10 protein-coding genes and 1 rRNA gene are annotated in these 14,529 nt (G+C 60.8%); 5 read left to right on the plus strand and 6 right to left on the minus strand.

Features of this window, described 5'->3' with window-relative positions:
- Positions 1-69: 69 nt before the first annotated feature.
- Together KHO30_RS33225 and KHO30_RS33230 are read left to right on the plus strand one after the other, a co-directional pair.
- Complete coding sequence (locus KHO30_RS33225; protein WP_211703463.1) at positions 70-1,221, plus strand: glycosyltransferase family 4 protein; 1,152 nt, start codon at positions 70-72, stop codon at positions 1,219-1,221.
- Positions 1,222-3,180 carry a capsular polysaccharide biosynthesis protein gene (locus KHO30_RS33230; RefSeq protein ID WP_211703464.1) on the plus strand — a complete coding sequence of 653 codons (1,959 nt, stop codon included), beginning with the start codon at positions 1,222-1,224 and terminating at the stop codon, positions 3,178-3,180. It abuts the gene before it with no gap.
- 79 nt (positions 3,181-3,259) lie between these two features.
- Here the strand turns inward: KHO30_RS33230 and cyoD are convergent, their stop codons facing one another.
- From cyoD to KHO30_RS33255, 5 genes are all read right to left on the minus strand, one after another.
- On the minus strand, positions 3,260-3,616 hold the full coding sequence (gene cyoD / locus KHO30_RS33235) for a cytochrome o ubiquinol oxidase subunit IV (protein ID WP_093644557.1): 357 nt from the start codon (positions 3,614-3,616) through the stop codon (positions 3,260-3,262).
- Positions 3,617-4,222, minus strand: coding sequence for a cytochrome o ubiquinol oxidase subunit III (gene cyoC / locus KHO30_RS33240; protein ID WP_054038616.1), 606 nt, complete (start codon positions 4,220-4,222; stop codon positions 3,617-3,619). It abuts the gene before it with no gap.
- Entirely contained in the window at positions 4,222-6,210 is a 1,989-nt protein-coding gene (gene cyoB / locus KHO30_RS33245; protein WP_200622113.1) for a cytochrome o ubiquinol oxidase subunit I, read from the minus strand. The genes cyoC and cyoB overlap by 1 nt, the downstream gene beginning before the upstream one ends.
- A 3-nt stretch (positions 6,211-6,213) precedes the next feature.
- Positions 6,214-7,113, minus strand: a complete 900-nt coding sequence (gene cyoA / locus KHO30_RS33250) for a ubiquinol oxidase subunit II (protein ID WP_211703471.1) — start codon at positions 7,111-7,113, stop codon at positions 6,214-6,216.
- 374 nt (positions 7,114-7,487) lie between these two features.
- The gene (locus KHO30_RS33255; protein WP_093644582.1) at positions 7,488-9,041 is read right to left on the minus strand and encodes an NADH-quinone oxidoreductase subunit M; all 1,554 of its coding nucleotides are present in this window, start codon (positions 9,039-9,041) and stop codon (positions 7,488-7,490) included.
- Positions 9,042-9,727: 686 nt separating this feature from the next.
- Between KHO30_RS33255 and KHO30_RS33260 the strand changes: the two genes are divergently transcribed.
- From KHO30_RS33260 to KHO30_RS33270, 3 genes are all read left to right on the plus strand, one after another.
- The gene (locus KHO30_RS33260) at positions 9,728-10,477 is read left to right on the plus strand and encodes an ABC transporter ATP-binding protein (RefSeq protein ID WP_200654780.1); all 750 of its coding nucleotides are present in this window, start codon (positions 9,728-9,730) and stop codon (positions 10,475-10,477) included.
- Entirely contained in the window at positions 10,464-13,037 is a 2,574-nt protein-coding gene (locus KHO30_RS33265) for an FtsX-like permease family protein (protein ID WP_425312932.1), read from the plus strand. Before KHO30_RS33260 ends, KHO30_RS33265 begins: the two co-directional genes overlap by 14 nt.
- A 215-nt stretch (positions 13,038-13,252) precedes the next feature.
- Positions 13,253-14,338 carry a lipocalin-like domain-containing protein gene (locus tag KHO30_RS33270; RefSeq protein WP_211703465.1) on the plus strand — a complete coding sequence of 362 codons (1,086 nt, stop codon included), beginning with the start codon at positions 13,253-13,255 and terminating at the stop codon, positions 14,336-14,338.
- An 85-nt stretch (positions 14,339-14,423) separates the two neighbouring features.
- Here the strand turns inward: KHO30_RS33270 and rrf are convergent.
- Positions 14,424-14,529, minus strand: a 5S ribosomal RNA gene (rrf, locus tag KHO30_RS33275); the annotation flags it as partial.

Below are 14,529 nucleotides of genomic sequence, written 5' to 3' on the forward strand. Positions count from 1 at the left end.
AATACAATGCGCGACTTACGCGATGTTACATTTTGACACAGTTCCCAAGACCTCGAAAGAATTTTCCGTATGAACCCCGCGATTTTTCTGGACGTTACTCGCCTCGTGAGTCGCCTCAATAATGGGCTGCTGCCCACCGGGATCGACCGTGTCGGACTTGCTTACATTCAAAAGTATGGCGCTCGAGCGCGCGCAATCCTTAGCGAGCGCGGCTTTGCCACGGTTTTAACCGAGAGAGATTCACAGCAAACGTTTGCAATGCTGCTCTCATCGATCCGCAATAGAAACGCTATTCGTGCCTTAGTCGTACGCGCGTGCCTTAATCGCTTGCGAGAAACAAGACTTAATGGTGTGTTGTTGCATACGAGTCACAACGGGATGGAATTCGGGCGTTATTACCGGGCCATGACACAGCGTCAAGTTCGCCCCGTATTCATGGTTCACGATTTAATTCCGTTAACCCACGCCGAATATTGCCGCCCGGGAGTAGATGCAACTCACCGGCATCGCATGCACACAGCGCTGATGCACGCGAGCGGCCTGATCGCCAATTCGCAAGCCACACTCGACTCGCTCGCGGTCGAAGCCGAGCGCGCCGGTCTCAAGCTCCCGCCGAGCGTAGTCGCACGCCTCGCCTCAGGCGTCACCCAACGCCCACTCGTAGAGCGCCCACTGCCCTCACCCTACTTCGTGATGCTCGGCACGATCGAGCCGCGCAAGAACCACTGGTTCATCCTGCATGTATGGCGGCGTATCGCCGAACAACTCGGCGCAGCCGCACCGAAGCTGGTTGTAATCGGCCGGCGCGGCTGGGAATGCGAAAACGTTGTGGATATGCTGGAGCGCTGCGAAAGCCTCAAAGGCGTCGTGATAGAAGAAGCACACTGCTCCGACGAGCAGCTTCACGCTTATCTGCAGCACGCTCAGGCGCTACTGTTCCCATCATTTGTCGAGGGATACGGCATGCCGCTCGCCGAAGCGCTCGCCCTCAAGGTGCCGGTGCTCGCCAGCGACCTCGACGTTTTCCATGAAATCGCCGACGACATTCCGGACTATCTCGACCCGCTTGACGGTCCCGGCTGGCTCGCCAGCATCCAGGCCTATGCCCAAGCCAGCAGCCCGGCGCGCGACGCACAATTGACACGCATCGAACGCTTTCGCGAACCGACATGGGCGGAGCATTTCGAGCATGTCGACGGCTTTCTTGAGACGTTGCGTTAGATGAGAGTGCGTTCGGAACATCTGTGGATCGATCGATGGTTCGGCCGCCTCGCACTGCGCCTCGCCCGCGTCTGCGGCAAGAGCGTCAGCGTCGCGTGGCCCGGGCCGGTCTGGTCGCGAGGCGTATCCGGTACACCCCTGTTGTCGTGGTTCACGGCACCGGTGACCGATGCTAGCGCCGATGCTTTCGCTGTCGCGATCAATTCGGCACTCACCGTCGCGCTCGAACACGGTCGGAACGCCGGCGTCCCTCCCGAAGTCGAGCGACTGATGCAAAGGTTCGTGCACAGCCATGCCTCGACAAAGCGTCGGACGCAATACGGCTGCCCCGCCGCATTGCTCGAGACCAAACGCCTAACTCGCGTCATGCTGATTGACGAGCGTGCCCGTTCTTATGGACTCGGCGTAATAGCGGCTCGCAACACTCGTCGCGCCTTCTTGCGGATGGTGCAAGCCGCACGGTCAGCCCATCCGCAAGCCGAATTCTGGATCGCCCGATCGGATGACAAAGGTGCGGGGCGCTGGCTTTCTTCGTCGATTGACGGTATGCCGCCAGACGTTCGCCCCCTTGCCGATCACGAATCGCTGTGCGCCGCATTGCCTCATGTCGATCACGTCTACACGCTGGGCGCCTCGGAGGGCATGCATGCGCTGATGGCCGGCGTGCCCGTACATGTATTCGGCGCGCCCTATTACGCAGGCTGGGGATTGACCGACGACGATCTGCACTTGCCGAACCGCAGCGCACGGCCCACGCTCGCCGCCCTATTCGACGTGGTCTTCCTGCGCTTCACACGCTATCTGAATCCGTTCACGCACACGCCTGGCACGCTCGACGATCTGCTCGACAGCATCGAGCTGCAGCGGACCGTCCAGCATCGATTCGCGGATTTGCAGCACGTAGCAGGGATACGCTTTCAATGGTGGAAGCGCCCGTTTGCGACGCCGTACGTAAGCGCCGGCGGCGCTACGTTACGCTGGACGCGCAGGCCGCAGTCCGTGCAAACGAACGAATGCGCAGTATTGTGGGGCGCGCGCAGCGCGGAAGGTCTTGCGCCCGGGGTTCGCCAGGTCAGAATCGAAGACGGTTTCTTTCATTCGACAGGTCTCGGCTCCGACATGATCGCGCCGCGCAGTCAGGTGATCGACCGGCGCGGCCTCTATTTCGACGCGAGCCAGCCGAGCGATCTCAGCGTGCTGCTCAACGAAAGCGAGTTCAGCGCAACCGAACTGGCACGCGCCGCGGCACTGCGCGATCAGGTTGTCAGGCTCGGTGTCACCAAATACAACCTGGGCCGACGTCGCCCTGCGTGGACCGCACCGAAAGGCAAACAAGTCGTACTGGTCCCGGGCCAGGTCGCCGACGACGCATCGATCCGGCTCGGCACACGCGCCATCGGCACGGCCGACGCGCTACTACGCGAAGTACGCAGGCTGCGTCCCGACGCTTTCGTGGTCTACAAACCGCATCCGGATGTGCTGTCGGGTAATCGCAATGGACTGATCGATGCGCAGCAACTCGCGGACATGGTCGATACGGAAGCCGACTTGCTGTCGCTCGTCGACGTGGCGGACGAAGTGCACACACTCTCATCGCTCGCAGGCTTCGATGCATTGTTGCGCGGCAAAGCGGTCTTCACGTACGGGCTGCCTTTCTATGCGGGCTGGGGACTAACGCACGACGCACTCGCACCGGTGCCATGGCGGCATCGCACGCTAACGCTGGACATGTTATGCGCGGGCGTGCTGCTACGTTACCCGCTCTACTGGGACTGGCACACGCGTCTTTTCACAACGCCGGAAGCGGTAATCGAACAGCTCGCGCCGCAGGCCGCACGACCGCTCGAACAGGTTCGTGGCAACCGCATGCGGCCGCTGCTCAAAGCAATCCGCTGGACCCGCAACGGAATCCACCATACGTCATGGCGTTTCCGGCAGAGACTCACACCCCGTACATAACCGTCGCGCCGGAAAACGTAAAAAGCCCCGCAAAGTTTTCACCTTGCGGGGCTTTTTCTCAAGTGGCTACGTTTTCCGCCTAGCGGGACATCATATGCATGCTGACGTTATGCATGATCCACAATGACCCGACGATCAGAATCACGGCCGTGAGCACCGTGAAGCCGAACGCCATGACGTTCCAGCGCTGTGCCGACGACGCGTTCATGTGCAGGAAGAAAATCAGGTGCACGACGATCTGCACGAACGCGAGGCCCGCGATTGCAAGCAAAGCGTTCTCGCCGGTCAACGTCCCGTTGAGGACGAGACCGAAAGCCGCGGCAGTCAGGATGACGGAGAGAATGAAACCCACCGTATAGCTGCCGAAGCTGCCGTGACTTTCTCCGCCGTGTCCTTCGTCCGGGTGCGCCAGGTGTGAGTGATGGCTATGGTCCATTTAGATCACGCTCGCAAGATAGACAAAGGTGAAGACGCCAATCCACACGACGTCCAGAAAGTGCCAGAACAGGCTCAGGCACGTCAGGCGAATCATGTCGCGTTCGGTCAGATCGCGATGACGCATCACCTGCACGGCGAGCACCACCATCCAGATCAGGCCGCAAGTAACGTGCAAACCGTGCGTGCCAACCAGCGTAAAGAACGACGACAGGAACGCGCTGCGGCTCGGGCCCGCACCCTGTGCGATCAGGTGCGAGAACTCGCGCATTTCCAGCACGAGGAACGCGAGACCCAGCAGGAAGGTCACGCCGAGCCAGAAGAGCAGCACGCCCTTCCGGTTCTTGTGCGCGCCCAGCATCGCGAAACCGTACGTGATACTGCTCAACAGCAGCATCGACGTTTCAAGCGCGACGCCCGGGATCTCGAACAGATCTTTACCGGTCGGGCCACCCGCGAACTGATGGCCCATCACCGCGAATACGGCGAAGAGCGCGGCAAAGATGATGCAGTCGGTCATCAGGTACAGCCAGAAACCGAATACCGATTGCGACGGCACATGGTCCGGCGCGAGATGCGGTTGAACCGCAATAGTCTTCTGTAGCATCAGTCCACCTCAACCGCAATGTGGGCACCAGCGCCGGAGCGTTTTTCTTCAATCAACGCGACCGTGTCGGCCGGGATGTAATAGCCGTCGTTGTCCTGGAAGCTATAGATGATCACCGTGCCGATTGCGCCGACCAGGCCGACGATCGCCAGCCACCAGATGTGCCACACACCGGCAAAACCGAGCGCCAGCGAGAACAGGCCAACCAGCAGACCCGCTGACGTATTCGACGGCATATGAATGTCGCGATACACCGGCTCTGCTTGCGGCGCTTTACGCGACTTCATGTCGGTGAACGCGTCCAGCTTGCGCACCGTCGGGATGATCGCGAAGTTGTACACCGGCGGCGGCGAGCTCATCGCCCATTCCAACGTATGACCGTTCCACGGATCGCCCGAGACGTCGCGATTTTGCGGCAGATTGCGGTCGCGGATACTGACGTACAGCTGCGCCAGCTGGCAAGCAATACCGATAGCGATCAGCCCTGCGCCGAACGCAGCGAGGATCAGCCACGGATGCCATGCCGGATTGTCGTAGTGGTTCAGACGACGCGTCATGCCCATGAAGCCGAGCACGTACAGCGGCATGAACGCGACATAGAAACCGACCAGCCAGAACCAGAACGCAGCCTTGCCGAGTTTTTCGTTCAGCTTGAAACCGAACGCTTTCGGGAACCAGTAGTTGAAACCGGCCAGATAACCGAACAGCACGCCACCGATGATCACATTGTGGAAGTGAGCGATCAGGAACAGGCTGTTGTGCAGCACGAAGTCCGCGCCCGGGATCGCCATCATCACGCCGGTCATCCCGCCGATCGTGAACGTGATCATGAAGCCGATCGTCCACAGTACAGGCGTGGTGAATTCCAGACGGCCCTTGTAGATCGTGAACAACCAGTTGAACACCTTCACGCCGGTCGGAATCGCAATCACCATCGTCGCAATACCAAAGAACGCGTTGACGTCAGCGCCCGAACCCATCGTGAAGAAGTGGTGCAGCCACACGAGGAACGACAACACCATGATCGCGCAGGTCGCCCATACCATCGTCTTGTAGCCAAACAGCGGCTTCTTGGCGAAGGTGGCCACGACTTCCGAGAAAATACCGAACGCCGGCAGGATCAGGATGTACACCTCCGGGTGACCCCATGCCCAGATCAGGTTCAGGTACAGCATGGCGTTGCCGCCACCGTCGTTCGTGAAGAAGTGCATGCCGAGGTAGCGGTCCAGACCGAGCAACGCGAGCGTCACGGTCAGGATCGGGAACGAGGCCATGATCAGCACGTTGGTGCAGAGCGCGGTCCACGTGAACACCGGCATCTTCATCCAGGTCATGCCCGGGGCCCGCATCTTCACGATGGTCGCGAAGAAGTTCACGCCGGTGAGCAAGGTGCCGATACCGGAGAGCTGCAAACTCCACAGGTAATAGTCGACCCCGACACCCGGACTGAACTGCAACTCCGACAGCGGCGGATAAGCCAACCAACCTGTTTGCGCGAACTCACCGATCACCAGCGACACGTTGATCAGAATCGCGCTGACAGCGGTCATCCAGAAGCTCAACGAGTTGATGAAGGGGAACGCAACGTCGCGCGCGCCGATCTGCAGCGGCACGATCAGGTTCATCAGGCCGATCATGAACGCCATCGCCATGAAGAAAATCATGATGACGCCGTGGGCCGTGAACACCTGGTCGTAGTGATGCGGCGGCAGATAGCCTGGGCTCATGTAGCCGAGCGCCTGCTGCAGACGCATCATGATCGCGTCCGAGAAGCCGCGCAGCAGCATGATCATCGCCACGATGATGTACATGATGCCGAGCTTCTTATGGTCGACGGAGGTCAGCCATTCCGTCCACAGGTAGCGCCATTTGCCGAGATAGGTGACCGTGCCGAGCACAGCCAATCCGACGAGCGCCATGAAGATGCCCGCGCCCACGATGATTGGCTCGTGGTACGGAATCGCATCGAGCGTAAGTTTTCCGAACATGCGTTACCCCTTACCCTTTGGCGCACAGTTAGCGTCGTTCATGTTGTCGAGGACGTTACCGTTGTTGTATCGGGCAATGATGTTGTGAAAGAGCTTCGGATCGACCGACGAGAAGTAGCGCACCGGCTCCTTCTCGGTAGGCGCCGACATCGCGTGATAGCGGTCCATGTCGAGACGGTCGGACGAGGCGCGTACCTTGCTGACCCACGCGTTGAACTCGTCGGGCGACGTGGCGAGCGCGCGGAACTTCATGTCCGAGAAGCCCTTGCCGCTGAAGTTCGCCGCGGTGCCTGCGTAGTTGCCGGCCTCGTCGGCGATCAGATGCAGACGCGTTTGCATGCCCGCCATCGCGTAGATCTGGCCGCCGAGTTGCGGAATGAAGAAGGAGTTCATCACCGTGTCGGACGTGATGAGGAAGTTCACCGGCGTGCCGACCGGGAACGCCAGTTGGTTCACCGATGCAATGCCGAGGTCGGGATAGATGAAGAGCCACTTCCAGTCGAGTGCGACGACTTCGACGTTGATCGGCTTGACCTGCGATTCGAGCGGTTTATACGGATCGAGCTCGTGCGTGCTCTTCCACGTCAGCACGGCGAGGAACAGAATGATCAGCGTCGGAATCGTCCAGATGGCGATTTCAATGCCGGTGGAATGCACCCAACCCGGCTTGTACTCCGCATTCCGGTTCGACGCGCGATAACGCCATGCGAACAGCAGCGTGAGCGCGATAACCGGAACGACCACGATCAGCATGGCCCAGAGCGACGTGGCAATCAGCTCACGTTCAGCCAGCCCCACACTCCCCTTCGGATTCAAAACATCGAGGTTGCTGCAACCCGAGAGCAACAACACAAGGCCGGCGGAAAGGAAACCTGCCGACCCTCGCAGCGTTTTTCCTTTCATATCCATTGCCTTTCTTCTACGACTTCAACGAACGTCATTCGACCGCTCTCCATTAGTAAGCGATCGCATAATAGGGGGTCGTCAAGGGGATATAAACACTCGTTTTCGCAACGATCTATTGCGCCGCAACACCGTGTGACATGTTGCCGCACTGCTGTGCGCACGTGAGGGTTTGCAATGCGCTATTGCGAAGTGCCGGCGGGATCGCCGGATCACAAAAGTCCCTTCAAACAAGCATTAAAACGCAGCGTAACCTGAAGGTTACGCTGCGCCGGATGCTCGAAAAGGACGTGTGTATGGGTGCGAAAAAGCGCGCTCGCGCTGGCAGCATCCTGGCGACGGATGTTGCACCTGCGACACGCGCCTTGTTTCGATCAGCCCGGTGTGCGTGCCGCGACAGTAGCGGGCGCCGCAGCCTGCAGGTGCTCGCCACCGTCAGCCGGTACGGAGTCTGACGGATGCAGGCTACGTTCCGATTGCGCCAGCAGCGTGCCGACCGACGGGTCGATCGCATCGGTGAACGGCTTCGGATTGATACCGATGGCCAGCACCAGCAAAGCCATCGCGCCGAGCAGCACGAACTCGCGCTTGCCGAGGTCCTGAAGCTTCGCGACGCGTGCATTGGCAATCGCGCCGAAAATCACGCGCTTGTACATCCACAGTGTGTAGGCCGCGCTCAGGACCAGCGTCGAGGCCGCGATGGCGCCGATCCAGAAATTGAAGCGGATCGCGCCCATCAACACCATGAACTCGCCGACAAAACCCGAGGTGCCCGGCAGGCCGATATTGGCCATCGAGAACAGCATCACGAACGCAGCGAAGCGCGGCATGGTGTTGGCGACGCCGCCGTATTCAGCGATCGAAGCCGTCTTCGTGCGGTCGAAGAGCATGCCCGTGCACAGCAGCATCGCGCCGGACACCACGCCATACGACAGCATCTGCACGATCGCGCCGGCCTGGCCGATGCGGTTGAAGACGAACAGGCCGAGCGTCACGAGGCCCATGTGCGCGATCGTCGAATACGCGAGCAGGCGGCGCATGTCGGTCTGCACGAGTGCCAGCAGGCTCGAATAGATCACCGCGACCAGCGACAGCGTGATCATCATCGGCGCGAAGAAATGACTGGCTTGCGGGGCGATCGGCAACGCGAAACGCAGCAGACCGTAGCCGCCTAGCTTGAGCATGCCGATCATTACCGCGGCGCCGGTCGGGCCGTCGAGGTGGACGTCAGGCAGCCACGTGTGCAGCGGCCACATCGGCACCTTCACACCGAACGCAGCAAGGAAGCCGAGGAAGATCAGGACCTGCGGCCAGGTGCCGAGGCGAGTTTCACGCCACAGCGCGAGGTCGAAGCTGTGCGTCTGCGCATACAGGTACAGCATCGACATCAGCATCATCAAAGAGCCGAGGAACGAGACGAAGAAGAACTTCACCGCGGCATACGAGCGGTTCGAATTGCCCCATGTCCCGATCAGCAGGTACAGCGGAATCAGCGTCGCTTCGAACGAGATGAAGAACAGCATGCCGTCCATCGACGTGAACACGCCCTGCATGAAACCCGACAGCATCAGGAAGGCGCCGAAGTACTGCGCGGTGCGCTCGGTGATCGACTCCCACGAGGCGACCACGATGATGATCGTGGTCAGCGCGGTCAAGGCGACGAGCCACAGCGAAATGCCATCCACCCCCACGTGCCACGCGATATCGAACGTGGGCGACCAGCGAACGTTCTCGACGAACTGCATCGACGTCACGTCGTTGCGGAAATTCGATACGAGCGGAATCACCGGCAGGAAACCCGCTATCGCGCCGATCAACGCGAGCCATCGCGTGCGGCTACGTGCCGCGTCCGATCCGGCACGCAAAACCACCAGGCCGGCGACAATAGGGATCCAGATGAGTAGGCTAAGAAGCGGAGGCAATGGCATGTGTTCAGTTGAAAACTTGAAATACAAAACGCCGCATCAATGCCTTCAAAAACGAAAGCATTGAAATGGATATGTAGGCTGGATTTCGCTGAAATTGACGTGGAAGCAGTGCTGCCTGCCTCACGTTTACCCGCAGTCGAATGACCAAGGGTGGGAGATTACCAAGATAAGAATACTTTTGCAGCGCAACAACGCTGCAACGCCCTTGGTAATGCATTGTTGCCACGCCTGCCCTTGCGAAACGCCGAAAAATGTGCAGACGCACAAAGCAATTTTCCCAGGGTATACACCATGCTTTTTACATGAAGAAGCAAGCAATTGGCGGGCGATTAGCCACTCTTGCATAAGCGCTTAGACGAGACGATCGCGCCGAAATAAATCATTCTGGTGCACGACACGCCATCGAAGCCGATTTCGAGCCGCCGGCGAAAATTTAGCGCGTCCGCGAGCAGAAAATTTTTTTGATCCGGCACTCTAAAGAAGCGTCGGCGCGAGCCCGAAAAGACCCTGTCGATCTGGGCGGCGGTTCATTATCGGACGGGTATCGGGCTATGGCGGCGCTCGCCTGCGAGCCTTACAGAACCCGAATATACTTCGGCGGTTCAGGGGCCGACGCTCGTGCGTAGTACGGAAGTTCTTCGCATGGTTGGACGCCGCCCTCACCGGCCAGACTTATCGGATACCGCATGCTGCTTCGTGATGAAGGTGTCGTTCCCGCGCTCGAATGCCGCGGGCTTGGCAAGACTTACGGCACTGGCCGCATCGTGCTGGCGCACCTCGATTTCACGCTCGCGCCAGGTGAATTCGTCGCGATCATGGGTGACTCCGGCGTCGGCAAATCGACGTTGCTCAATCTCATTGCCGGGCTCGACAGCGCGGATAGCGGCGACGTGATCATCGACGGCAGCGCAGTCTCGCATCTGGATGACAACGCGGCAACGCGGTTGCGCCGGCAAAAACTGGGCTTCGTGTTCCAGGCGTTTCACGTACTGCCTCATCTGACGCTTGCGCAGAATGTCGCGTTGCCGCTGCTGTTAAACGAGCTGCCCATGGCCGGCGCGCTCGAGATGCTCGCGGCCGTGGGTTTGAGCGGCCGTGGCGATGATTTTCCGCGGCAGTTGTCGGGCGGCGAGTTGCAACGCGTCGCCATTGCGCGGGCGCTCGTGCATCGTCCGAAACTGATTCTCGCCGACGAACCCACCGGCAACCTCGATCCCGATACCGCACACGAAGTACTCGGCCTGTTCCGCACGCAAAGCAAGGCAACCGGTGCGGCCACCATCATGGTCACGCACTCGGAGGCGGCCGCGGCAGTGGCGGACCGCATTCTGATTCTGAGCGACGGCGGTTTGCATGCTTCATTGGGGCGCAACGCCTTTTCCGGCTCGGCCCCCGACGCTCGATCCGCTGCGCGTTCAGCTGATGATGCACGCTGACCCGCGCCCGCTGCCGCGAATGCGAGGTCATCGCAGGCTCGCGCGTTGGCTGTTGGGCGCAGAGTGGCGCAGTCATCGCGGACGCGCACTGGTTGCGATCGCAACGATCGCGCTCGGCGTCGCGCTTGGCTACGCCGTTCAATTGATCAACAGTGCGGCTTTCAACGAGTTCTCGGCGGCGGCGCGCAGCCTGTCGGGCGAGGCCGATCTGCTGGTGCGCGGTGCGCAACCTTTATTCGACGAATCCATCTACCCGCGTTTGTCCGCTGAGCCTGGCGTGGCGCTGGCGAGTCCCGTACTCGCTCTCGACGTCACCGTGCCGGATCAGAGCGCCGCATTGCCCGTACTCGGTATCGATGTCTTCAAGGCAAGCCGCATTGCGCCTGATCTGATTGGCGTGCCGTCGCCCGATCGGCCGTTCGATACGCTCGCGGCTGATACGGTGTTTCTCTCGGCGGCCGCGCAACAATGGTTGAACGTGAAAATCGGCGATGACGTGGCGCTGCAAAGCGGCACGTCGATCGTGCACTTTCGCGTGGCCGGCGGTCTCGTAAGAACGCGGCCGGGTCAGCGGCTTGCGGTGATGGATATTGCCGCCGCTCAGTGGAAGTTCGGCAAGGTGGGCAAGCTGTCGCGCATCGACGTGGAACTCGAACGCGGCGTCGATCGCGAACGCTTCAAACGTGATCTGCAAGCGCAACTCGGCAGCCGGTGGGTGATCTCCGAGACGCGCGATGCCGAAAGCCGCACCGATCGTTTGTCGCGCGCCTATCGGATCAATATGAATGTGCTCGCGCTGGTGGCGCTTTTCACTGGCGCGTTCCTCGTGTTTTCGACGCAAGCGCTGGGTGTCGTGCGGCGCCGTGCCCAGTTCGCAATGCTGCGTGTGCTTGGACTGACGCGCGGCCAGTTGCTGCGCCAGATCCTGATGGAAGGCGCACTGCTCGGCCTCCTCGGTTCGCTGTCCGGACTCGCGCTTGGCTATGCGATGGCGAGCGGCGCGTTGCGTTTTTTCGGCAGCGATCTGGGCGGCGGCTACTTTCCCGGCGTGCAACCGCGCGTCGGTTTCGAGCCGCTCGCGACCGCACTATTTCTGATGCTCGGCATCGCCGTGTCGGTATTAGGCAGTCTTGCCCCCGCGTTGGAGGCGGCGCGTGCGCAGCCCGCGGCGGCGCTCAAAGCCGGTGCCGAAGAAGGCGCACTAGCCCGGCTCGCTACGCCTTGGCCCGCGTTGACATGTCTGCTGGTTGCCGCCGTGCTCACTCAAGTGCCGCCTCTGTTCGATGCGCCTATTGGCGGCTATCTGGCGGTTGCGCTGTTGCTGGTCGGTGGGATTGCGCTGATGCCGCGCGTGACGGCTTTGATCTTTGGCGCGGCAAGCAGTGCCCTGGGCGCGCGGCGTCGGGCCGGCGCGGCGAGCACGTTGGCATTGGCGCGCCTCGCGAATGCGCCGGGCCATGCATCCATCGCAATGGGCGGCGTGCTGTCGAGCTTCGCGCTGATCGTCGCGATGGCGATCATGGTGGCGAGCTTCCGTGTTTCTGTCGAAGACTGGTTGGGCCACCTGCTCTCGGCCGATCTGTACGTTCGCGTGGCACCGAACGGCGACACCGGTGGCTTGCGCCCCGACGAACAGACTCTGCTGCGTACCGTGCCCGGCATCAAGACGGCAGCGTTCGCTCGCACCTCGCATCTCACGCTCGATCCTGCACGGCCGGACATCGCTGTGCTCGCCCGTGAAATCGACGCCGCTGATCCGGGCGCGAATCTGCAGATGACCGGGCCGGTGCTGCCTCCTTCCGCGTTGCTTGATGGCGAGACACCTGTTTGGGTATCCGAAGCAATGGTCGATCTGTATGGGTACAAGCTTGGTCAGCGCGTACAGTTACCGCTTGGTGAGCGCGGCCACGTGTTCGTTGTAGCCGGTGTATGGCGTGATTACGTGCGGCAGACCGGTGCGATTCAGATACGGCTTGCGGATTATCGACGCCTAACCGCCGACACCGGTGCGACGGATGTGGCCGTTACCGTTCAACCGGGAACGAGCGTCGAACGCGTGATGGCCGGCCTGCGTGCGCTGCCCTTTGGTACATCGCTGAACCTGTCTCAACCGGGTGAAATCCGCGCGCGTACGCTGGTCATTTTCGATCGAAGTTTTGCCGTCACTTATCTTCTCGAGGGAGTCGCGATCGTGATCGGCCTGTTCGGCGTCGCGGCGACGTTTTCCGCGCAGACACTCGCACGGGCCCGTGAGTTCGGCATGCTGCGGCATGTGGGCGTGACCCGCTCGCAGGTTCTCGCGATTCTTGCGCTCGAAGGCGGGATGCTCACCGCTTGCGGCATCGCGATGGGCTTCGTTCTTGGATTCGCGATCAGCCTGATCCTGGTGTTCGTCGTCAATCCGCAGTCGTTTCACTGGAGCATGTCGCTGCACGTTCCATGGACAGTGCTCGGCACGGTGGCGTTGGTGATGCTGGCTTCGTCGTGTTCGACTGCGGTGATTGCGGGACGAGGCGCGGTGTCGGTGGATGCGGTGCGCGCGGTGAAGGAGGATTGGTGATGGGTGGGTCGTCGCGGGAGGTGGTGCGGGAATCGATGTATGACGCGGCGTATGGGTCGGCGTATCGAGCGATGTATCAAGTGGCGTGTCGAGTGACTACATGTTCCTGTCGAACTGGTCGCGTCCGCCTGGCGCACAGCGTTTCAGGCAGGTCATCGGCTGCGCCGCGGCGCCTGGCAAGTGCACGAAGGCTGAACGCTGCGATTCATGCGGCGTTGCTTTGCTTGGGTTTGGTGGCTACAGCATCTGCGGTAGCCGCGACACCGGAGTTCACAGCGGTCACGCCGGACCATTCGATCGTGCTGCCGCAAGATAGCGGCGCACACCCGGCTTTTCGCACCGAGTGGTGGTACGCAACAGGCTGGCTCACGACACCGGACAATCAGCCGCTCGGTTTCCAGATCACCTTCTTTCGCTCGGCAACCGGTCACGACGCAGCGGACCCGAGTGCGTTCGCACCATCGCAATTGATCATTGCCCACGCCGCGTTAAGCGATCCTGCGCTTGGTCATCTGACGCACGATCAGCGCATTGCCCGCCAAGGCTTCGGGTTGGCGTATGCGAAGTCGGACAATACCGACGTCAAACTCGATGCATGGAAAATCGTCCGTGCCGACGACGGTCACTACGACGTTACAGTGGACGCGAACGGATTCGCGCTGCGCCTCGCACTGACGCCGACGCAGGCTCCTTTGGTCCAGGGCGAACACGGCTACTCGCGCAAGGGTCCGCGGCCGGAACAGGCAAGCTATTACTACAGCGAGCCACAATTGCGCGTGACTGGCAGCGTAGTTCGACCGGTCTCGGCAGGCAGCAAATCGACGGGTGAAACGGCCGTTACCGGCGCGGCGTGGCTCGATCACGAATGGTCGAGCACGTTGCTGGATTCCGACGCGGTCGGATGGGATTGGCTCGGCGCCAATCTGACGGACGGTTCAGCCTTGATGGCTTTCAAGGTTCGCAGTCGCGATGGACACGCAACATGGGCACATGCTGCACTCAGAAATCGCGACGGCCAAGTGGCAACGTTCGGCCGCGATCAGGTCGATTTCACTCCAATTCGCACATGGCGCTCGCCACGCACGAACACGTCGTATCCCGTATCGATGACGGTCAAAACCGGCGCGCTTACGTGGCGCCTCGATCCGTTGATGGACGACCAGGAACTCGATTCCCGTCAGTCGACGGGTGCAGTGTATTGGGAGGGTGCAGTGCGGGTGAGCCGTGACGGCGCGGAAGTTGGACGTGCCTATCTGGAGTTGACGGGGTACGCGAACGCGCTGCGGATCGGGAAGGAGTGAGTAGCGTTGCTGACGGAATTTTCTTCAGAGCCGTAAACGCAGAAACCCCACCTTTATGGGGTGGGGTTTCTGGACTTGCAGGGGAGCCTGACGATTACCTACTTTCACACGGGAATCCGCACTATCATCGGCGTGGAGTCGTTTCACGGTCCTGTTCGGGATGGGAAGGGGTGGGACCGACTCGCTATGGT

Origin of the sequence: Paraburkholderia aspalathi, from assembly GCF_905220735.1 — a bacterium.
GTDB lineage: Bacteria > Pseudomonadota > Gammaproteobacteria > Burkholderiales > Burkholderiaceae > Paraburkholderia > Paraburkholderia aspalathi.

Coding starts and splice junctions, on each gene's coding strand:
- KHO30_RS33225 (WP_211703463.1), top strand. CDS start 70: ATGAACCCCGCGATTTTTCTGGACGTTACTCGCCTCGTGAGTCGCCTC.
- KHO30_RS33230 (WP_211703464.1), top strand. CDS start 1,222: ATGAGAGTGCGTTCGGAACATCTGTGGATCGATCGATGGTTCGGCCGC.
- cyoD (WP_093644557.1), bottom strand. CDS start 3,616: ATGGACCATAGCCATCACTCACACCTGGCGCACCCGGACGAAGGACAC.
- cyoC (WP_054038616.1), bottom strand. CDS start 4,222: ATGCTACAGAAGACTATTGCGGTTCAACCGCATCTCGCGCCGGACCAT.
- cyoB (WP_200622113.1), bottom strand. CDS start 6,210: ATGTTCGGAAAACTTACGCTCGATGCGATTCCGTACCACGAGCCAATC.
- cyoA (WP_211703471.1), bottom strand. CDS start 7,113: ATGAAAGGAAAAACGCTGCGAGGGTCGGCAGGTTTCCTTTCCGCCGGC.
- KHO30_RS33255 (WP_093644582.1), bottom strand. CDS start 9,041: ATGCCATTGCCTCCGCTTCTTAGCCTACTCATCTGGATCCCTATTGTC.
- KHO30_RS33260 (WP_200654780.1), top strand. CDS start 9,728: ATGCTGCTTCGTGATGAAGGTGTCGTTCCCGCGCTCGAATGCCGCGGG.
- KHO30_RS33265 (WP_425312932.1), top strand. CDS start 10,464: ATGATGCACGCTGACCCGCGCCCGCTGCCGCGAATGCGAGGTCATCGC.